The organism is Prevotella sp. oral taxon 317 str. F0108 (assembly GCF_000162415.1).
Lineage (GTDB): Bacteria > Bacteroidota > Bacteroidia > Bacteroidales > Bacteroidaceae > Prevotella > Prevotella conceptionensis.
Map to the genome: position 1 here is coordinate 1,688,759 of NZ_GG740072.1, position 21,301 is coordinate 1,710,059.

Annotated in this window: 15 protein-coding genes; 6 read left to right on the top strand and 9 right to left on the bottom strand. The window is 48.8% G+C overall.

Annotated elements, in window-relative coordinates; genetic code table 11:
• The 3 genes from HMPREF0670_RS17045 to HMPREF0670_RS06510 all read left to right on the top strand — a co-directional run.
• Positions 1-183, top strand: a 183-nt coding sequence (locus tag HMPREF0670_RS17045) for a hypothetical protein (protein WP_044077779.1), incomplete at its 5' end; no start/stop codon positions are given.
• Between the two features lie 33 nt (positions 184-216).
• The gene (gene pepT, locus HMPREF0670_RS06505) at positions 217-1,440 is read left to right on the top strand and encodes a peptidase T (RefSeq protein WP_009230356.1); all 1,224 of its coding nucleotides are present in this window, start codon (positions 217-219) and stop codon (positions 1,438-1,440) included.
• Positions 1,441-1,724: 284 nt separating this feature from the next.
• A complete protein-coding gene (locus tag HMPREF0670_RS06510; RefSeq protein WP_009230357.1) occupies positions 1,725-3,272 on the top strand; it encodes an L-lactate permease in 1,548 nt (515 codons plus the stop codon).
• A gap of 137 nt (positions 3,273-3,409) precedes the next feature.
• On the opposite strand, the gene queF is transcribed toward HMPREF0670_RS06510, so the two are convergent.
• Positions 3,410-3,874: a preQ(1) synthase gene (gene queF / locus HMPREF0670_RS06515; RefSeq protein ID WP_009230358.1), complete on the bottom strand. Its 465-nt coding sequence runs from the start codon at positions 3,872-3,874 to the stop codon at positions 3,410-3,412.
• A gap of 46 nt (positions 3,875-3,920) precedes the next feature.
• On the bottom strand, positions 3,921-4,610 hold the full coding sequence (locus tag HMPREF0670_RS06520) for a queuosine precursor transporter (RefSeq protein ID WP_009230359.1): 690 nt from the start codon (positions 4,608-4,610) through the stop codon (positions 3,921-3,923).
• 249 nt (positions 4,611-4,859) lie between these two features.
• On the opposite strand from HMPREF0670_RS06520, the gene HMPREF0670_RS06525 reads away from it, so the two are divergent.
• Positions 4,860-5,486, top strand: coding sequence for a Type 1 glutamine amidotransferase-like domain-containing protein (locus HMPREF0670_RS06525; protein ID WP_044077780.1), 627 nt, complete (start codon positions 4,860-4,862; stop codon positions 5,484-5,486).
• Between the two features lie 194 nt (positions 5,487-5,680).
• Here the strand turns inward: HMPREF0670_RS06525 and HMPREF0670_RS06530 are convergent, their stop codons facing one another.
• The 3 genes from HMPREF0670_RS06530 to HMPREF0670_RS06540 all read right to left on the bottom strand — a co-directional run bounded on the left by HMPREF0670_RS06530 (position 5,681) and on the right by HMPREF0670_RS06540 (position 9,919).
• On the bottom strand, positions 5,681-6,598 hold the full coding sequence (locus HMPREF0670_RS06530) for a DUF4886 domain-containing protein (RefSeq protein WP_044077781.1): 918 nt from the start codon (positions 6,596-6,598) through the stop codon (positions 5,681-5,683).
• Between the two features lie 39 nt (positions 6,599-6,637).
• On the bottom strand, positions 6,638-8,560 hold the full coding sequence (locus HMPREF0670_RS06535; RefSeq protein WP_009230362.1) for a heavy metal translocating P-type ATPase: 1,923 nt from the start codon (positions 8,558-8,560) through the stop codon (positions 6,638-6,640).
• A 255-nt stretch (positions 8,561-8,815) separates the two neighbouring features.
• Entirely contained in the window at positions 8,816-9,919 is a 1,104-nt protein-coding gene (locus HMPREF0670_RS06540; protein ID WP_009230363.1) for a UDP-N-acetyl glucosamine 2-epimerase, read from the bottom strand.
• A 1,589-nt stretch (positions 9,920-11,508) separates the two neighbouring features.
• Here HMPREF0670_RS06540 and HMPREF0670_RS06545 point away from each other — a divergent pair.
• Both HMPREF0670_RS06545 and HMPREF0670_RS06550 read left to right on the top strand, forming a co-directional pair.
• A complete protein-coding gene (locus tag HMPREF0670_RS06545; protein WP_009230364.1) occupies positions 11,509-12,249 on the top strand; it encodes a hypothetical protein in 741 nt (246 codons plus the stop codon).
• A gap of 113 nt (positions 12,250-12,362) precedes the next feature.
• Entirely contained in the window at positions 12,363-13,112 is a 750-nt protein-coding gene (locus HMPREF0670_RS06550) for a hypothetical protein (protein ID WP_044077901.1), read from the top strand.
• Between the two features lie 176 nt (positions 13,113-13,288).
• Here the strand turns inward: HMPREF0670_RS06550 and HMPREF0670_RS06555 are convergent, their stop codons facing one another.
• From HMPREF0670_RS06555 to HMPREF0670_RS16270, 4 genes are all read right to left on the bottom strand, one after another.
• Positions 13,289-14,155, bottom strand: a complete 867-nt coding sequence (locus HMPREF0670_RS06555) for a 4-hydroxy-3-methylbut-2-enyl diphosphate reductase (protein ID WP_009230366.1) — start codon at positions 14,153-14,155, stop codon at positions 13,289-13,291.
• Positions 14,152-15,216, bottom strand: a complete 1,065-nt coding sequence (locus tag HMPREF0670_RS06560; RefSeq protein ID WP_009230367.1) for a DUF1573 domain-containing protein — start codon at positions 15,214-15,216, stop codon at positions 14,152-14,154. Before HMPREF0670_RS06560 ends, HMPREF0670_RS06555 begins: the two co-directional genes overlap by 4 nt.
• Before the next feature lie 12 nt (positions 15,217-15,228).
• A complete protein-coding gene (locus HMPREF0670_RS06565) occupies positions 15,229-20,832 on the bottom strand; it encodes an alpha-2-macroglobulin family protein (RefSeq protein WP_009230368.1) in 5,604 nt (1,867 codons plus the stop codon).
• A 319-nt stretch (positions 20,833-21,151) separates the two neighbouring features.
• Positions 21,152-21,289, bottom strand: coding sequence for a hypothetical protein (locus HMPREF0670_RS16270; protein ID WP_157579554.1), 138 nt, complete (start codon positions 21,287-21,289; stop codon positions 21,152-21,154).
• Between the last annotated feature and the right edge of the window lie 12 nt (positions 21,290-21,301).

Consider the following 21,301-nt stretch of genomic DNA (forward strand, 5'->3'; position numbering starts at 1 on the left):
AAAAACAAAAGTCAATTTTACATTAACAATAACAAAAACATAAACCCATACGAACGGCTAAGCAACGCGTACGGTTATTCTAAACAACAAATTGGGCAAAGGGCAGCCACATTGTCCACCCTCCCCCAACAAGAAAGGAACGCCAACGCACACGCCAAACCACGCAGACTAAGCCAAGACTAAGCCCGCGCGGCTCGTTCAAACTTAAAACCAAACATGGAAATAACAGAAAGATTTATTAATTATACCAAGTTCGACACACAGTCGGACGACAACTCGGAGTCGGTTCCGAGCACCCCGAAACAGCTCGTCTTCGCCGAATACTTAAAGAAGGAGATGGAACGAGAGGGTTTAAGCGACGTAGAGATGGACGACATGGGCTATCTCTATGGCACGCTGAAAGCCAACTGCAAGAAGAAAATTCCAACCATCGGTTTTATCTCGCACTACGACACTAGCCCCGACAGCAGCGGCAAAGACGTAAAGGCACGCATCGTGAAGAATTACGATGGAGGCGACATCGAATTGTCGCCAGGCATCGTTTCATCGCCAACGAAGTTCCCCGAACTAAAAAGTCATGTGGGCGAAGACCTCATCGTAACTGATGGAACCACACTACTTGGAGCCGACGACAAGGCTGGTATTGCCGAGATTATGCAGGCCATGTGCTGGCTGCGCGACCATAACGAGGTGAAACACGGCGACATTCGCGTGGCCTTTAACCCCGACGAAGAGATTGGAAAGGGCGCACACCACTTCGATGTAGAGAAGTTTGGCTGCGAATGGGCGTACACAATAGACGGCGGAGACCTCGGAGAATTGGAGTACGAGAACTTTAATGCCGCCGGCGCAAAGGTCATCATCAAGGGGGTTAGCGTGCATCCGGGTTATGCTAAGGGCAAGATGATTAACGCAAACCGACTGGCTTGCGAGTTCTGCAACATGCTACCAGACAACCAAACGCCCGAAACGACCGAAGGATATGAGGGCTTTTACCACCTCATTGGTATGCAAACCAGCACCGAGGCGGCCAAACTGAACTTCATCATACGCGACCACGACCGCGATAAGTTCGAAGATCGCAAGGCGTTTTTCGAGAAATGTGCTCGCGCCATGAACGAAAAATACGGCGAAGGAACGGTTAAAGTGCTGCTAAACGACCAATATTACAACATGAAGGAGAAGATAGACCCCAACATGCACGTAATAGACATCGTTCTGCAAGCCATGATGCAAAGCGGCGTTTCGCCCAAAGTGAAACCCATACGCGGAGGAACCGACGGCGCACAGCTAAGCTACAAGGGGCTGCCTTGCCCCAATATATTCGCAGGAGGCGTAAACTTCCACGGGCCTTACGAGTTTGTTTCGGTGCAAGTAATGGAAAAAGCCATGAACGTTATCATTAAGATTTGCGAGATTGTGGCCGACTATAACGACTAAAAGACCAAGCAACACGCCATAACAGCGCACAAACGCAAACTGGCTAAAAGATACATCCAAGCTAGAAATTAACTTGGCTACATCCCAAACGCGCCACTAGCAAAACCCAATATGGGGCGAATGTCCTGCAAGAGAGCGTTCGCCCTTCAACATTTTATACCCTTAAAAGAGCGGCACATCCAGCATTTTTTGCTATATTTGCCCAATACAATGCCGGCGAAAGCAACCTATCGCCAACGCCGCGCACACAGATACCAACCTATAACCCAACAAAACAGCACCTTATGGCCGCACTCGTTTCAATCCTTCCCATCGTTCTGCTCTTCGTCTTGATGCTTGGTTTCAAGATGGCAGGCCACCGCAGTGCCTTTATCAGCTTGCTCACCACGGCGGCAATAGCCGTGTTTCTCGCACCAACCATGAACTTCGCCCCCGATGGTTTCACACAATCGGGCGTGGCATGGGCCTTTGTCGAGGGCACACTCAAAGCCGTCTTTCCCATCCTCATCATCATTTTGATGGCCTTGTTTAGCTATAATGTGTTGGTGGAAAGCAAGCAGATAGACGTTATCAAGGCACAATTCACATCCTTTTCCGACGATGATGGCGTAACGGTATTGATGCTCGTTTGGGGCTTTGGCGGACTGCTTGAAGGCATGGCAGGTTTCGGAACGGCCGTTGCCATTCCCGCAGCCATACTTATTTCGTTGGGTTACAAACCGCTTTTCAGTGCATTAGTGTCGCTCATCGCCAACACCGTACCCACTGGTTTCGGTGCTGTGGGCGTGCCCGTGATAACCTTGGCCAACGAAATTGCACCTGGTGGAGCTGCCTCGCAAGAACTTATCTCGCAGCTTTCGGTATATGCCGTGATGCAATTATCCGTGCTTTACTTCGTTCTGCCCTTTATCATCCTTACGCTAACCAATCACAGTAAGGGCGCAATACTTAAAAATGTGCGGTTGGCAGTGTGGGTGGGTGCCGTGTCGTTAGGCACGCAATACCTCGTGGCACGTTATTTGGGAGCCGAAACACCGGCCATTATCGGCTCGTTGGCAGCTATCGTGGCCATCGTTATTTACGCCAAACTGTTTGCGCCGAAGAAAAAAGAGGAAAACGAAAAGGCATACACCGCCAGCCAAACGCTTAGGGCTTGGGCGGTGTACGCCTTCATCTTATTGTTTATTTTGCTTTCGGGACCACTCTTTCCACCCATCAATGCCTTCTTAAAGTCTACCTTGGTGTCGCGCATAGCCTTGCCCATACACGCCCCAGGCACGGCTTTCTCGTTCGCATGGATAGGCAATGCCGGCCTAATGCTGTTCTTAGGCACGGTGTTAGGCGGCTTGGTGCAAGGCGTTTCACCCCGCAGACTGCTCGTTTCGCTGGCTCGAACGGTGGTAAACCTGCGCAAAACCACCGTTACCATCATCTCGCTTGTGGCCTTGGCAGCCATCATGAACTATGCGGGCATGATACTTGTCATCGCGGATACGCTGGCCAACATTACGGGTAAGGCCTATCCGCTGTTCGCTCCGTTAATCGGTGCCATTGGAACTTTCGTTACAGGCAGCGACACTTCGTCGAACATACTCTTCGCCAAGCTGCAAGCTAACGTGGCAACACAACTCCATCATGCCGATCCCAATTGGATTGTGGCCTCCAACACCACAGGTGCAACAGGCGGAAAGATGATTTCGCCACAGAGTATAGCCATCGCAACGGCCGCTTGCGACATGCAAGGCAAGGATGGCGAGATACTCCGTTCGGCCCTACCCTATGCCGCCTTGTACATTATTATTGGTGGACTGATGGTGATGTTTGCAGGCTAGGTGGGTGCAAACAATAAGGCGGGTAGACCGGTTAACCTGTCTATCCGCCTTAGTATCCGCACATTAACTTGTGAGCTTAACTACTCGTCAACCAGCAAACTTGCCTATTCGTCAACGTATTTACTCACAAATTTCCCTCATCCTCCGTACTCCGCGAAACGCCGTTCGGCCATTTCTGCATACTTCGTATTGGGCATTCCGTAGTTGGCGAAAGGATGAATGCTGATGCCGCCACGAGGAGTGAACAGCCCAACAACCTCAATATACTTTGGATTCATCAGCTTAATGAGGTCTTTCATGATGATGTTCACGCAGTCTTCGTGGAAGTCGCCGTGGTTGCGAAAGCTGAAAAGATATAGCTTTAAGCTCTTGCTCTCCACCATTCGCACGTTAGGCACGTACGATATACGTATCTCAGCAAAGTCGGGTTGCCCTGTAATGGGGCACAACGAGGTAAATTCGGGGCAATTAAACCTTACCCAATAATCGCTCTCAGGATGCTTGTTCTCAAACGTTTCCAACACTTCGGGCGCATAATCCATGCTATATTTCGTGTTGTTTCCCAATGATTTCAAGCCCTCGGTTTCTCTGTTCTTATCCATTTTTGTTATCAGTAAAGTTAGTTTGGTGAGGTGGTGAGCTTATAAACTAAATGCTAAACACGCGCCAAATGCTGTAATTCACGTCGTTGTCGTAGGTGTCAACCTGCTCGTGTCGTTTCACATAACGCACTATGCGGATGGTCAACGGCAGCACAACTACCTCGTAAGCGGTCTTCAAAAACACCTGCCAAAGCATCAACCAAGGCAGTTCTTCGGTGGGAACTACGCCCCACAACGCCAGTGGAAAGAAGATAATCGAGTCTACCGACTCGCCGAAAATGGTACTAACCACAGCGCGCAACGAGAAGTTTTTGCCGCCCGAAGACAATTTCATCTTGCTCATGACATAGGCATTTACAAACGAACCACAAATGAAAGCCAAGAAAGACGCAAACGCTATGCGGGGTGCCAAGCCGAAAACGGCATGGAAACCCTCGTCGTTGGTCCAATAAGGCGCACCGGGTATCATGTCGCAAATGGCACCCAACATCACGAAGAAGAAGTTCATGGCAAAGCCCGTCCATATCAACATGCGCGTTTTCTTGTAGCCCCACACCTCGCATACGCAGTCGTTGATGATATACGACACAGGGAATACAATCAAACCACCCGTCAAACTGATTGAACCAAACGCTATTTGCTTTGTTTCCAACACGTTTGCCGCTATCAAGCAAACGCAAAAGAGTATGCTGAAAAGCATGAACAGCACACTCACTTTATTATCCTTGTTGTTCATAATTCTTGTTTTTAAAGAGGTTTACCAAGCACTCTATACATTTTTTTCGTCTGCAAAGGTACTACTTTTTTCGCGCTTCTTTTGCTTGTTCGCTGGTTTTTATTAATTTTGGAAGTCGTTGAACAGCTTGACAAGTTTATTTTGCCACGCATTAACGGCTTAACCAACAGACGGTTTAAACACCTACATAAAGACGGGAAAGCCCCACAGAGGCCAACATCCCACCTATCTATTCACAAATAACATTCAATGATGGTTAAACTATTCTTATGCTCCTATTTTGCCGCTGTTTCGTCTTTCACGCCCCAATTTGTAGGTGGCGACTTGAAAGGTAAGAAGTTGGCGTTCATCCCTACCGCAAGTTTGTTCGAAGAATATACCGACTACGTTGACGAAGCCAAAGAGGCTTTCGAGAATTTGGGATTAAATATTGAAGTGTTGGACGTGAGTAGCGCGCCCAAGGATTTAATCGAACGCACACTGCAACGTTGCGACTTGATTTATGTTTCGGGCGGAAACACGTTTTACCTACTACAAGAATTGGAAAAGAGTGGTGCAAAAACCATCATACTCGAACAAGTGAAAGGGGGCAAACCCTACATTGGCGAGTCGGCCGGTTCAATCATTTTAGCCCCCAACACTTCGTATGCAAAAGACATGGACGAAGCCAAAAAGGCTGCACCGCAATTAAAATCGTTCGAAGGTTTGGGGCTGGTAGACTTCTATCCGCTCCCCCATTACAAAAGTTTTCCTTTCGAAGAAGTTACCGAAAAAATGCTTGTCAAATATGCCAAGCTGGGGTTAAAACCCATCACCAACCAGCAGGCGTTGTTTGTAAACGGCAACCAAACCACGCTTATTGAGGTTAAGCAGTAGGCCATAAGGCTGAATTTGACGAATAAAATGCGTTAGATTGTAACGTACATGTTTACGAACCTACACGCCCAGCACCACTTCTAAACATGGTAGCCACGTGCTTACCATGCAAGCAAAACGTCCACTTCGCCCGTTTGGGCTAAACAAAAATCAGGCGTGATGTACCTTAAAGGTATTTCACGCCTGCTTTCATTCTATTTCTTTTCACCCTGTTCGCTTGCCGAAACCTTTGTGTCGATGTCGACAATATCTATTGGCGAACATTCGAAAGGCCGTTCAACGGCGAGGTGCGCCGCCCATTGCGCCACCTCTCTCTGGGCCTTATCCAATCCCTTTGGCGCATATCTGTTGCCAACAACATTCGTCCCGAACAGGCATTCGAACCATGTGCAAGCCGCGATATAACGCCCCAACACGAGGTCGAGATGGAAACCGTCGCGGTTAAGATGGTCGCCAACAAACGAAGTACGGGCGTTTTGAATGGCCGTGCCCACGGGAACAAAGAGGCTAAACTGTGCGTTTTCTTTCTTCAAGCGTTGTGCGCCCTCAACGATGGCACGATACATCTTGCCTTGATCGCGGTCGTAGTTGGCAAATCCGCCATGCGTTGAGTTCTGCGCGTATGCCCAAGTAACGTGCCATATCAGCTTAGTGGTGGCTGGAACACGCGCACGAACATAGGCGATAAGACTATCCAAATGGGGCTGAAAACTGCTGTACATGCCCGAAAGCTGACTAACCTGCTGCAAACTTACGTAATCCCACTGCTCGTCGCGCAAAGCCTTGTCGAGCGTATAGTTGGCCGTACGAGTCATTTTTCCGTCCACTTCTATCTTGCGATAATTATAATCGGGTTTGTTGCTCTGCGCATTTCCCCAATGTCTTTCTAGCGAACAACCGCCAATATACATGTTGCCGATAACCATTTGGTGGCCTGCTGCACCCGCCAACTCAAAAAGATTCTGCTCGATGGCATCTTCCGAAAAGCTGTTCCCGATGGCCAGCAACTTCAAAGGCCGGTCAGCGAAAGCCACCTGCACACACAAAACCAACATCAATGGCAGCACCAAAGCTAGCCCACGACTAAAAATGGCAAAACGTTTTCTCTGCATATTATCTTTATTTAGGGGGTTAAGTTATTCTACGAACAGCTATTTGGCCAACTTCAAACGCAAGCTGTTGAGCACCACACTTACGCTAGAAAAGGCCATAAGAGCACTGGCCCACATGGGCGTTATCTGGAAATTGATGCCGAAAAGATGGAGCACACCTGCCGCAAGCGGTATGCACACCACATTATATATAAAGGCCCAAAACAGGTTTTGCCCAATCATAGCTGTTGTTTTACGGCTTAGGCGTATGGCTTGGGGCAGTCGGCGAAGGTCGTCGCCCATCAAAGTGGCCTGCGCTGCATCCATTGCCACATCCGTTCCACGCCCCATCGCAATGCCCACATCGGCCAAAGCCAAGGCTTGCGTGTCGTTGATGCCGTCGCCAACCATCGCCACCCGCTTACCCTCGGCTTGCAGTTGGCGCACCATGTTCTCCTTATCTTGTGGCAAAACCCTACTGCGATAGTGCCTTATTCCGGCCTTCTGCGCCCAATAACGCGCAGCCTCATCCTTGTCGCCACTCATCATATACACCTCAATGCCCATGTTTTGCAATTCGGCCATGGCCTCTTCGGCATGGGGTTTAAGGGTCTCGCGCATTTCAAGCGGCAGGTCGTCGGCCTTGGTAAAGTCGATGTTTTGGTTGGGAATGGTCAGCGTTCCCGTCTTGTCTATCACCATCGCGTTCACCCCTTTAAGGCTTTCAAGTGCCGCCGCATCTTTTATCAGCACGTTCATCTGTGCCGCCTTGCCAATGGCCACCATCAAAGCAGTGGGCGTGGCCAAGCCCATAGCACAGGGACAAGCAATGACCAGCACGGCAACAGCCGAGAGAATGGCTTGCGGAAGGGCTGTATTTCCGCCCAACAGCCACCACAAAAGGAAGGTTACAAGGGCTATCAAGGCCACCGTTGGCACAAAAACACGCGCCACACGGTCTACCGTGCGCTGCACGGGAGCCTTGCTGCCTTGGGCCTCTTGCACCATCTTGATGATTTGGGCCAAGGCCGTATGTTCGCCAATCTGCTGTGCCTTAAACCTGAACTTGCCTTGCGACACCACCGTTCCAGCCAGCACTTTCGCGCCCTTTTGTTTCAAAGCGGGTGTTGGTTCGCCCGTTATCATACTCTCGTCTATATATGCGCCATCGGCCGTCATAAAGCTTTCGGCCGTGGTAACAACGCCATCAACAGGCACTTTCTCGCCTGCACGAACCTCCAACACATCGCCCACAGCGATAGTGGCAATGGGCACATCGCGCATTTCGTCGCCGTCGATAAGGCGTGCGGTCTTGGGTGCAAGTCCCATTAGCTGCCTAATGCTGCCTGCCGTCTCGTTTTTGGCGCGCTCTTCGAGCAGTCTGCCTGTAAGAACAAAGGTGATAATCATTACCGAGGCATCGAAATAGGTGTGCCAAACAATGCCTCGCGCGCCCCATACGGCATCGCCCCAAAAGGTGTTGAACGCGCTGAAAAGGAAAGCAATGCTTGTGGATAGGGCCACAAGCGAATCCATATTGGCCGACCCATGACGCAGTTGACGCCAAGCACGCGAGAAAAATTCGCCGCCACAAACCACGAAGTTGGCCAAGGCCAAGAGCAAAGCCGCCTGGTTGTTCATGCTTTTTCCGCCCAAGTTAAGCCATCCCATAGACACGCACATGCACAATAGGGCAAAGCCCCACGAAAGCAGCGTGCGCCGTTTTAGCCGTTGCAGCTCGCGACGTTCTATGGCCTCTGCCGAACGATTGGTCTCTATCACGAGATCGTAGCCAATGGCATTGATTTCGCTTTTCATCTTTTCGAGACTTACCTCCTCGGGATTATACTCCACCAAAGCCGTACGACCAGGCAAATTCACTGCCGCACTCTTTATGCCTGGCAACGAATTAAGTTTCTTTTCTACATTGGCAGAACAGGCAGAACAAGCCATGCCCACCACGGGTATTGTTCGTTTTTCCATTGTTTGTTGATAAAATTGTTTGTTGATAAAAAAGGCCTCACCACCTAATCCTCTCCAAGGAGGGAGGGAAAAGGTAAAAGGGTGAAAAGGTGAAAAGGTGAAAGGGTGAAAAGGTGAAAGGGTGAAAAAATGGCTGCGCCCTTTAAAGTTATCTAGCGGTTTCTAGATTTCTAGTTCATTTTAACTTCCTGACAAGTCAGACCAGTCCGACTTGTTCTATTAACCTGACACCACCTATACATACTCCTTAACTCCTCATCCCTTTCTCTGTTCCAACAAGATACTAACAATGCGGTCTGCACTGCGTCCGTCCCATCGGTCGGGTATTGAAGCGTGTTTCCATTGTCCTGCTTGCAGTGTGTTTAGGGCAGCGGCAAGAGCCTCAGGGTCTTCGCCCACCAACACATTCGTACCCTGTTTCACCGTTTCGGCATGTTCGGTATAGCTGTTCAGCGTGATGCAAGGCACGCCATTGAACGTCGCCTCTTCGGCCACGTTACCCGAATCGGTAATGATACCCTTAGCATGGGCCGTAAGATAGCCGAACTCCAAGTACGAAAGCGGCTCTACCACATGCACATTGGCAGGGCACCCCAACTGCTCCAAGCACTCGTTAACGGCCTTGGCTGCCGCTCCGCGCAAGGGAGCAACCACGGGCACATGCACTGATGCCGCTGCAATCTGCCTAACCATAGCCAAAAGATTGGGCGTATTGGCGATGAGCGCCTTACGATTAAGCGTGAAAACGAGATACCCGCCATCGTTAAGTTGCAAGTCGGTGAGCAACGCAGGGCGCACCAACCTATTGTGATTAAAGCGCATGGTGTCCATCAGGATGTTGCCCACCATATATATTTTAGATAGTTCCGCCCCTTCGCGCGTGGCGATGCTGTTGCTCTGCATGCCTGCTGTAAAAAGCAAATCGCTAAGCATGTCTGTAACCAATCGGTTAATTTCCTTGGGCATATCGATGTCGAAACTACGCGTACCTGCCACCAAATGGGCCAACAAAATTCCCTTTTTCTTGGTAACAATGGCAACGGCGAGGGTAGATGCGAGGTCGTCTACCACAAGAACCACGTCTGTGGGGTGATTCCTCAGGTACTTATCAAAGGCCGACACTACTTGTCCTGTCAGCTCGTTCAGGTTCTCGCAGTCTACACCGAGGAACACTTGCGGCCTTGCAAGCTGCAAATCGTTGAAGAGCGAGCCTTCTAGCGTGGGGTCGTCTTCACGTCCTGCATACACTAGTTGGTAGTTCAAGTCCCTACCCTGCTCTTTCGCTTTCTCTATTGAATGTACAATGGGTGCCACCTTCATGAAGTTTGGGCGCGCACCCGCTACGATACAGATGTTCATTTTCGTGTTTATTGATTAGCACAAAGGTACAACAATTTGGCGGAATAGGTGCAAAAATGAGGTGATGAGTTTTTGAGTTTTTGAGTTAACAAGTTAGGGAGTTTTTGAGGTTATAAGCTGTTGAGGAGGGGAGTTAATGATTTTTTGAGGTGGTGAGGTGGTGAATTAAACTTATCGGCGCAAAGAATCACCAACTTGCAAACTCATCAACTTATAAACTCATTAACTCATAAACCCACCAACATATAAACACATTAACTCATAAACTCACCAACTTATAATCTCACCGACCTGCAAACTCACCAACTTATAAACTCATTAACTCATAAACCTACCAATTCAAAAACTCATAAACTCCCCAACTCAAAACCTTAAAATACTGTTTTTTATTTTACAATATCGTTCTAATTTTCACTCCGTTCTAGCGAAATACAGGCCAAAAAGTGGATAAATTCCCACTTTTTATAACCTTTCACGTCTTCCAATATGTCCTTTTTTAAGAAAAAGGCCTGCATTTTGCACCATTTAGCCTTACTAGATTGGTTGCGGACTCATTATTTTTTATGCCCAATTACCCGCTTTTAGCACCCAAAACCCCACTTTTTCATGGTTAATTTGCCCTTCTGAGCCATGTGCCTAATGGTTCGAGAGGGTTGTATTTATACCATTGCAACGTATTTTTATGCTTTTCATCATGCGTTTAGCACCATTTTTCAGCGCATTTAGCACCATTTCACCTTGCGTTTAGCAGCAAATCGCAAGGCATTTAGCATCAAAACGCACTGCGTTTAGCACCAAAATGCACTGCGTTTTGCGGCATATTGCACTGAATGTAGCAGCAAATAGCAAAGAAACGGGTGCAAATGGCGGTTACTTTAAATAAAAATTCATTTTGCCGCATTAGCAGGTTACCCCCTTTTTGCATCAAAACAAACCTTCGCGAGAATCGATTATTTGCGGCAAGGCGAGCGATTGGTGGGCAAAAAGGCACTCACAATGTTAAATTTCCGACTAAAAACCAGACAAAATCAAGTCATCCACATACACACGCATGGGCAACGACATGGAAAACACATACACTTACGTTCGCCAAGGCGAGCGGGTACAGAGCTTGCACTAAAAGGCATGACGACCTTAACTTATAAGTTCAAACTCATAAACTCAAAAACTAACTCATGAGCTCAAACCTAAAAACTCATCAACTTAAAATCTCACCAAGCCATAAGCTCAAACTTAAAAACTCATCAACTTAAAAACTCACCAATCCATAAGCTCAAACTCAAAAACTCATCAACTTAAAAACTCACCAATCCATATGCTCAGACTCAAAAAACCATAAACTTAAAAACTCTCCAACCCATAAGCTCAAACACAAAAACTCATAACCTTAAAAATTCACAAACCTATAAGCCCAAACTCATAAACTCAAAACTAACTCATAAGCTCAAACTCACATACTCACATACTCAGGAAATCACATACTCAACTCATAAACTTAAAAACTCTCCAACTAAATACATAATTTATGCCACAAAACGGAACAAGTATTAATAATATTTGCTATATTTGCGCATACTAACAAACTCAACATGAAAAAAGTACTATTGATATTGGCCCTGATGCTAGGTGCATCCACCGCAACCTTTGCCCAATCGACAAAGGATGTGTTGTACCTCAAAAACGGTAGCGTTATCTATGGACAGCTCATAGAAATGGTGCCAGAGAAACAGGTGAAGATAAAAACAGCAGATGGAAGTGTGTTTGTTTACAACACAAGTGAAGTAGACCGCATTGCAAAAGCGGAGAAAGAAGTGAAAGAGCAGCGCAGCGAACGCAAGTCGTCGTTCAGAACGCGCAAGATTGCCACGGGTTTTAAGGGATTTATCGACGACTCGTACTCGGCAAGCATGAATGGTAGCGACTTTAACAGGGGCGGACTTAGCGTTAGCTTGGGTAGCCAAATCTTACCACAGCTGTTTGTTGGCGCAGGACTTGGACTTGAATATTACAACGAGCCGGAAGTGCTTACGGTACCTGTATTCGCCGATGTACGCGTTAACTTTATCAATGGCCCTATCAGTCCTTTCCTTGGCGTGAAGGTGGGTTATACGGCTCTTGGCGACTTCGAAGGTTTCTATCTCAACCCCATGATTGGATGCCGTTTCGGGCTTACCAACAAGTTGGCCCTGCACACCGCCATTGGCTATGCCCTGCAAAACGCTGATTATACACACGAGGAACGCTACTACAGCCCATACGGCACAACCACATTCAGGCGAAGTATTTCTACCATCTCGGCAATTAAAATACAATTTGGCTTTGAATTCTAAAATAAAAAAGCGATAAGGCGCATCAGGCATTGTGCCCCATGTGCTTTATCGCGAAACAACATAAAGGAAACCCGCAACCCTTACTACCTTTACAAAAAGAAAACAAAAGCGACATGAAGAAAGCATTACTAACTTTGACACTGATGCTTGTTGCATCGGTAACAACCTTTGCACAAACAACGAAAGACGTGGTTTATCTTAAAGACGGCAACGTAATACGTGGTCAGCTGGTAGAAATAATACCCAATAAGCAGGTAAAGATAAAAACAGCAGACGGCAGCTTGTTTGTTTACAACACGAACGATGTTGCACGTATAGAGAATGCCGAGATTGCAAAGAAAGAAAAGAAGAGCGAAGACGAGCCGACTTTCAATGGCCTAAAAAAAATAGCCAGAGGCTTTAAAGGCTTTGTGGAAGGTAGCTTTTCGGCCAGTTTAGACGGCAGCAGTTATCATAGAGAAGGATTAAGCGTTAGCCTTGGTAGCCAAATTCTTCCGCAACTTTTTGTGGGTGGTGGCATCGGCTTTGAGTATTTTGGCAAGCCCAATACGGTTACCGTCCCCATTTATCTCGACATACGTACCAACTTTATCAATGGCCCCATCTCGCCCTTCGTAGGCACTAAGTTTGGTTATGCATTCGGCAGAGACATTCAAGGCTTTTATTTCAACCCCATGTTGGGCTGTCGTTTCGGCCTTACCAACAAGTTAGCCCTGCACGCAGCCATTGGCTATGCCCTGTTATACGATGTATATCTCAGCGAAACCTATAATTATGGCCAAAGTAATGAGTATTACTATAACGTGGATTTCGATGGAACGCCCACATCGGCCATCAAGATACAGTTTGGCTTTGAGTTCTAAGTAAGAGCCAAACAACTTTACATGGGCCAGCAGCGCATAACAAAGAAGTGCGCGACAGCTAGCAAACAACAACTCACCCCTAAGACATGCTCTTGTAAGAGGACTCAGAGGTGAGTTTGTTTGTTAGTTAGTTACAACCAAGCATACCGCTGTGGGCGAGGCCACTTGCGCGCAGACTATGGCTGCTTATGTGCATCCAGAATATGGTCGCGACATTCTTCCATCAACCATTTGGGGGTGCTGGTTGCTCCACAAATGCCCACCGTTTGGGCATCGGCAAACCAATCGAGGTTTATCTCGCTGGCATTCTCCACATGATAACTCCTTGGATTTACGGCCTTGCACTCGTTAAAAAGCACCTTTCCGTTGCTGCTTTTCCGTCCGCTCACAAAGATTATCACGTCATGTTGGGTTGCAAAGCGTGCAATGTTGGGCATGCGGTTGGCCACTTGTCGGCAAATGGTGTCGAAACTGCGGAAGGTGGCCGTGGAACTGATGTGCGATTGGATGTACTCGATGATGCGGTGGAACTCGTCTAAGCTCTTCGTGGTTTGCGAATAGAGGTAGATGTCGCGATTGAAATCCAACTTTGACACCTCGTCGAAATGCTCTATCACGATGGCTTCGCTGCGCGTCTGCCCCACAAGACCGAGCACTTCGGCGTGTCCGTTCTTTCCAAAGATTACGATTTGCGCGTCGGGGTTGGCATCGAACTGTTTCTTGATGCGCTTTTGCAGCTGCAATACCACAGGACAAGTGGCATCAATAATCTCGATGTTGTTGCGACGGGCAAGTTCGTAGGTTTCGGGTGGCTCGCCATGTGCACGCAACAACACTTTCACATCGTGCAATTCACGTAGCTGTTCGTGGTTGATGGTGGTCATACCCATAGCCGTTAGGCGTTCCACTTCCATGCCATTGTGCACAATATCGCCTAGACAATACATCTTTTTGCCTGCCGCCAACTCTTCTTCGGCCTTTTTGATGGCCGTTGTAACGCCGAAACAAAAGCCACTACCGTTGTCTATCTCTACCTGTATCATTTCACATTAATGGTTATCACAACCTTGGGCTGCTTGGGGTCGTTGGTAATCATCAGCACACGCGGTGCAGCCTTCACGTTTTTAAGCTGCTTTTCGTCGGCCGTTATTTTAAGCTTGGCCATATCGCCTGGCACGATGTGCGTTTTGTTGAGCGATAGTTTAAGCCCTGCGGTGAACATTTGCAGCGAGCTAATGTCTAGCGTGCTATGGCCAACATTAGCAATATCTATCTCGGCTTTCTTCACTTTTTTTCCTGAAATAGCGCCAAGGTCTACCTTCGTTGCCGAGAGTTTTATCTGTGGCGCGTTGTGAAGGGCTTTCGTTGACAACTCGTTAAAGCCCGGCAAAAGAACTGCCGACACGCTTATTTCCTTGTCGGCCGACACCTTATCGCCGGGGAACATGCCCAGATAGATGTTGGTTTGGGTTAGTCCGAAGTTGCGGAGCGAACGCGAATCGAGCGTAATAGTGGCCACACCACCACGCCCCGACATGATGGTTGAGGGCGAAACATCGGCTTGGAGGTACGGCGGCAGGTGCATCAATACAGGCTGTACGGGCTTGCCCGAATTGTTCATGATGTGTATTTTCTGCACGGGACGGTCGCCGCGATTCACGTCGTCGAACTCGATGTTGTTCTTTTCTACCATCACATCGCCAAGGGTGAAGGGGTAAGTGCCTGAAAAGTCTACCACTTCTTCAACCACAACGCCTTTCAGCGTTAGCACAAGGGGGTCTTTTCCCGATGGCCCATAGAGGCCAACTTGTTTGTTGAAGTGCCCCATTTGGGCGGCATCGTAGGTGGCTTGCACCTTAAACACCTGCCCGGCAGGTATTTCGGTCTTGGGATAGCTAACCTCTGTGCATCCGCAACTCTTCCGAACATCGATGATGCGCAGCGGTTTTCCACCCTTGTTTTTTACTTCGAATACTGCGGTTACGGGCGTGCGATACAGCACTTGCCCACAATCAATGGCCGCGCGTACAGCTTCCATACGCTGTGCCGAGGCCGAAAGGCTGGCCATAGAGAGGAACATGGCCGCCAAAATACTGTTGTTCATTATTGTTATTGTTTATTTAATCGTTATGGTTAGGGCCTTGGTGCGTGCCATATACGCAGGGCTGTAAGCGCATTGCACGGTGCAAGTGCCCGTTGTGAATGTTCCGGGGCGATCTATATAAAAGGTACTCTCTACTACATGCGTGCCCTTTGGCATCATGTCGGCATAATAATAGGTAGCATTGTCTCGTGGCGAGCAGTAAAATCCGCCGCGATAGCCCGTAAGTTGATTTACGGGTTCCATGCAGGCGGCGCGCTTGTCTACCACCTGAACGAAGTCGTAGTCGCGGTCGGCAGTGATGGTTATGCGCACCTTCACCTTGCTGCCCACCTTCAATTCGCCGTCGTACAGCAGCTCGCGCTTAATGCTCAGGCCCATCGAGGCATCGGCAATGTCGGTTGTGCGCTGCGTAAACTGGGCGTAGACAGAACCCCACGACGTGCCGGGGGCGGTCTTGTCTACGGTGAAGGTGTTGAGGTTAGCACCCGTCATGGTGGTCTTTACATAGCCCAAACCAGCCGAGGCGTTGGGCGTTTCGAGGCGTTTGCCGTCCACAGAGAGCTTGGCGGGCGAGTCGGCGGCGGCCTGCAACACCTGCATGTTGCCGTTGAGGAAGGCGTAAACGGCATTGACACTGTTGATGGGCGTGTCCCAAACCTGCGTGCGTTTCTGCTGCAACAGCCAACGTTTCATCTCGTCGAGGGTGGTCGTGTCGTGGGGTTCGAGGGCCTGTATGGCCTCAATGGCGGCCACCTGCGTGGGTATCTTGTAGTCGAACCAGCTGTAATAGGCCTTCCGCGTGTCGTAGTAGCGGCCCATCTCCTCGGTAAACACGCTGTACTCGCGAATACTCTGCAAATACTCTTTGCCCATCTGCGCATAGCCGTTCTTGGCCAAAATAACAGCTGCAACGGCCTTACCATAGATGGTAAACGCAGCAGGTTGCTTGGCCAAATGCCTGATGAGGTAGGCGCGATCGGCCTTAACGTCCTCGTAATATTCCTTGTCTACCAGCGAACTTACATAAAGGTAGCGCACAGCCCATTCGCTAGGGCGCACGTTTTTCTCGCCTCGTTGCTCGCGTTTCTTCATTGCAGCAACTTCTTCTGTTACCCGTTTCCCCATGAAATCGAATGCCCTTTTCAGGTTGCGGTTCATGTCGGTGCGCCCGCCCGTTAGGGTTTGCAGGCGCGTTACCATCTCGGCTACGGTCAAAGTGACGTAGCTACTGCCTGCCATACCTGGGAACCAACTCCACGAACCATCACCACGCTGCAACGCACGCAGCTTGTTTGTGGCCTGGTTTAGGCGATACGTGATACCGTTCTCGTCGAAGAAACGCGTTAACTCTTGGCGTTGTTGGGTTTCGTTCTTGCCATTCCACACCCAAGGCGTTTCGTTCAGCACCAGCGTTTTCAGTTCTTCGTTCTTTTCAAGTTCGCTTACCATCGAGCCTTCACCATTGTTTTCCTGCTTCCACAGTTCGACCGTGTTCTTTATTACGGGGGCTTGTTTAAGCAGATAACTACCCAAACTGTTTACATAGAACGAAGTAGCTAGGGAAATGGCATCGCTTTCGTCGACACTACTCATATAGGGCAGGGTCTGCACCATCATCCAAGCAGGGTTGTTGGTGTATTCTACCGTTAGGCGATTATCCGCTCTATTTACTGCGAAAAGCTTGCGCAGGTCGATGTTGAGCGTACCCGGACGATGCTGGGTGAAGGCCTTCGAGTTGGTGACAAGCTCGGTATCGCCCAGCAGGGGCAGGTAGTGCTGTTCGCCATCGCTAAATCCTTTGCCCGTTACCGATATGCGACATATCCACACACGTACGCCGGCGGTATAAAACTTAGTACCTTCTTGCAAGTTGAGTGGGAAACTAACGTTGGTGGTTTGACCGGCATTTACCGTGCAAGTCTTCGTTTCTGAGTGGAAGGTCTTGCCTGTTTCGGGGTCTACAATCTCAAGCAATGCCGTTCCCGTCAACGCCTTTTCGGAGGTGTTGATTACGCGGGCAGTTATCCAACCCTTGTCGCCCAGTCGCATAAAGCGGGGCATGTTGGGCTGTACCATCATCTTTTTTGAGGCCACGGCCTCGTTTTCCACCAGCACGTTGTTCATGTCCTTGTCGGTGGCCAAGCCCATAAAGCGCCAGGTGGTGACACTTTCGGGCAGCGTAAACTTGATGGCAACATCACCGTTAGCATCGGAAGTGAGGGCGGGATAGAAGAAAGCCGTCTCGTTCAGGTTCTCGCGGATGGTGGGTTTGTCGCCCTTACCAGCCGTTTGGCCTTGGTCTTCTTTGCCAGTTTCGCGTACTTTCAGCACTTCATCGCTGCTGCGTTCTGTCGAAACCTCTTTTGCATAGGCAGCAGCCCCACTTCTTGTGATCTTGGCAGATGCGCTATAGCTTTCTACTTGTACTCTGGATGTAATCACTTCTTCTGGGCTAGCCATGTCGTTTCCCTTCACATCTAATGCAGCCATGGCGTTTGCTCTTGTGAAATAGTGGTTCCATTGGAAACATCCAGAGGCAAAATGATAATAGTTGAACTGGTTTACAGGCAACAGTTTTAGTGGATAGCTGGCACCTAAGTAACGGGTACGGAGGTTCCAAACCCACTGCCAACGAACGGAAGGCGTACCGAAAGAATAGGCCAAACCAAAGTCCCAACGATGGTTCAATATCTGATCGAGTGACTTATCGTAGAGTGTGGCCATCAGTTGGGCGTTGGCTGGCTTGCCGTTGGGGTATTTCAGGTTCAGCGTCCACTCTTCTTTCTGCCCAGGTGTAAGCCTGTTTCTAAACGTTTTCCATTCGGGCACTAAGCGCTTGTCGGGCATTGCCCTTGCTATGCTGATGTAAGTATCGTAACAATGGTCGCCTTTGGCCCATACATAACTGATGGTTATGCCATCGCCATATTCAGGTTTGTAGGTATAGGGGATGGTGATGAGCGAGTCGCTTACAACGGTTGCTCCCTTTTCGAGCACCCTATCGCCCGAATAAATGGCGTAAAGCACATAGGTGTCTTTAAGCGAAGTGCCCACTTGCACATACACAGGCTTGTTGGCTAAGTTGAAACTCTTTGCCGTTTGATAAGTCCACATCTTCGATTCAACCACGGGACGACGGTCTTTCATACTGAAAAGGATGAACTCTTGTTGAATGGTGTCGTTCCCGCAGATGGCCACCAAGCGGTGTTTGCCAGAGGAAAAGGCGGCTGCATTAAATGGCACTGGCGTATTGGCCTTGGCGGTTTGTACGTCTTTCTCCTTATCTATATAATAGCGAACTGTGCCGGGGATTCCCACTCCCGAGGCATTCCTGTAATTGAAGAGCAGTGTTTTAAGACTGTCTTTCTCTATTTTGTAGGGCAGGTCACAGTTTAACACTGTGGATCTGCTACCCAAAGGCAGGCTCATATAGCCCACTCTGGTTTCTCCACCTTGGTCTACAACTGTGGCTATCACCTCGAAATTATAGAATCCATAGCTTTGTTTGCTATCGGGTAGAATCATGGGGATGCCCACACTGAATGTTCCATCGCCGTCGGTAACGAGCGTTCCGCTGGATATCAACGTGCCCCTCTCATCGTTTCTATTTCGCCAGTGCCACCAAAAAGCGGGGTTACGCCTTACCTTGTAGCTCACTTTCGCCCCTTGCACGGGTACGCCAGCAAAGCTTTTCGCATGACCTTTAGCCACCACGGTGTCACCTGGTGCATACTTCTCTTTCACTTCGGAGAAACCAACTTCAAATGTCGGGCGCTTATATTCTTCCACCCGAATTTGTATACTGCTATATACCTTGCCCCTTGAACGCACCTCGAATGCACCTGTGAGTCCGCCAGAAGGCAAGGTGAACAGTGTGGAACATTTGCCGAAAGCATCTGTAACGACATCGTTTTGGGCCACCTCTCGGTAGTTGGCGTCGTAAAGCACCAGTGTCAACTTCTCTCCCGCTATCGGCTTTCGCTCCAAGTCCGTTCCGCGTTCAACGCAGATGCCGGCCAAATGTACAGTTTGTCCTGGGCGGTATATGCTCCTGTCGGTGTACAAATGTAACGTTGCGTATCGCCTTTTATTGTCATAATAGCCATAATAGCTTTCATAATTATTTTCATGCGCATATACATCAGTGGGCGTATAGGGATGAATGGCACTCAGATATTCATCAGCACGCACTTTATATTCCAACTCACCGTTGGCATCGCAGTCTTGATGTTCTACCCTAAATTCATACTTGCGCCTATCTTTAAGGGTCAATCTTACCTTAGCATTGGGCATGGGATAGCCCGTAGTGGCGTTTAACACGACGATGCGCACGCGGTTAGCGGGCAATGCTTGCACCACCGCCGTAACATTGGTTACAGCTAAGAGCACTCGCCGAACAGGCACATCCTTGTTGTCGGAGATAAACTCCAACATGTACGTGCCCACGGGCAAGCCCTGCAACAGCACCGAATCTGTTGAATACTTGTAAGGGAGCTTCCTCACAAACTTGCATTCGCGATTGGCCGAAGGTACGGCACTCATCTTATGTTTGAGGCTATCCAGCACCTCAGGTTTCTCTATATCCTTTTGAAACAGCCCATCAACATCTAACCGCCACACCTTCATCGCAACCTTCCCGATATTGCGTACGCCTGTAAGATGCACTTGCTGTGGGGTATTGGGCAACGTGAGTTCTCTTAGTTTCACATCGAACGTGGGGTTAATGCGTTTTTTATATGCGTTGCGCAAGACGTTCATACGCGGCCACCCACCCCACTTAGCCAAGGCTGTATTAATGTACTCTATCACGTCTTTCTCAGGAACGTCGTATGCCGACTCCATCATCTTATAGCGAACAAGTGCCAATTCGGCAACTTCGGGTAGGTCGGAATATATCTCAATGAGCGAATCGAGTTGGTGAACGGTGTGCGACTTATAGAAAGACCAAGGTGAAATTTCGCCTCCCCGCTCGATTGTACGTCCCGAAAAGTTGTTGTATCCCTTGCGAAACATCATACTGGCCACGATGCAGGCCGCTCGCCGGTTGCCAGCCTTCGAGTAATAGTCGTACATTAGGCAATAATTTTCGCACACCATAGCCAGAACATGCAACAGGTCGTTATTGAAAATGCGACTGTCGATGCCAGGTTCCAACAGCGGTTCGTAACCTTTGGCCGATGTCTTCGCCAATAATTCTGGATGCTGCAATGACATTTCGAGATATGCCTTGCTCTTTTGGGCTTTGCTGTCTCCCATATTGGGATTGTCCCAATACATCTGCGCCAACGCCGATTGGTACACGGCAGCCAACACAGGTTGGGAATTTCTAACCGCCAACTCGGCCTCTTCCAATCCTTTTACCTCGCCAAGCAGTGAGTCGGGAGCAATGGCCGACTGCAAAGCACCCCTGCAAATAACGGCTTTGAGCATTGAGCCGTATTGCTTATCGGCCTTTGCCCGTTTCTCAATTTGGGTCAATATGCCGATGGCTGTCTTTGGCAAGTCTTTCTTAATTGCCACCTCGTACTGTTTCCACAGCGAGTCGTAATTTCCGGCGAGGGCCGTCTGGCATGCCATCATGAATAAGGCTAATGCCCAAAAAGCAATTTTTCTCATACGCCTTTCTTTTGTTTTAAGACCTGTTTATGATGTTCGGGGGTGAAGATACACTGCTCTGCCATCAAGGTATGTACCTCTACCGCGCCCTATTCAAGCTGCGCAACTATGTGAAAACATGTTCTAAGTCCACGCTGATGTTCTATTGATAGTAAAATGAATGGGGTTTTAGAAAGCAATTTGCCTGCTACACATCCGTACCATGTTGCTTGTAGTGGGGCTACAAGCATCTTTGTAGCGGCAGTACAAGCTACTTGTATTGACCTGCGTATGCTGTTGTTGGTCGCTTAATGGCTGCTTTTGCAAAACCTGTTCTTCTTTACAAAAAACGATATTGTTTCACTTTTTGCGATGGTTTGTCTTTATTGGGCATTCGTTTTGCCATGTCGATAACGGCACGTGCAACCTTCATCTGCCGCACAGATGCCGAAAGGCTAGCCAAGATGCCACTGTTCATTATTGTTATTGT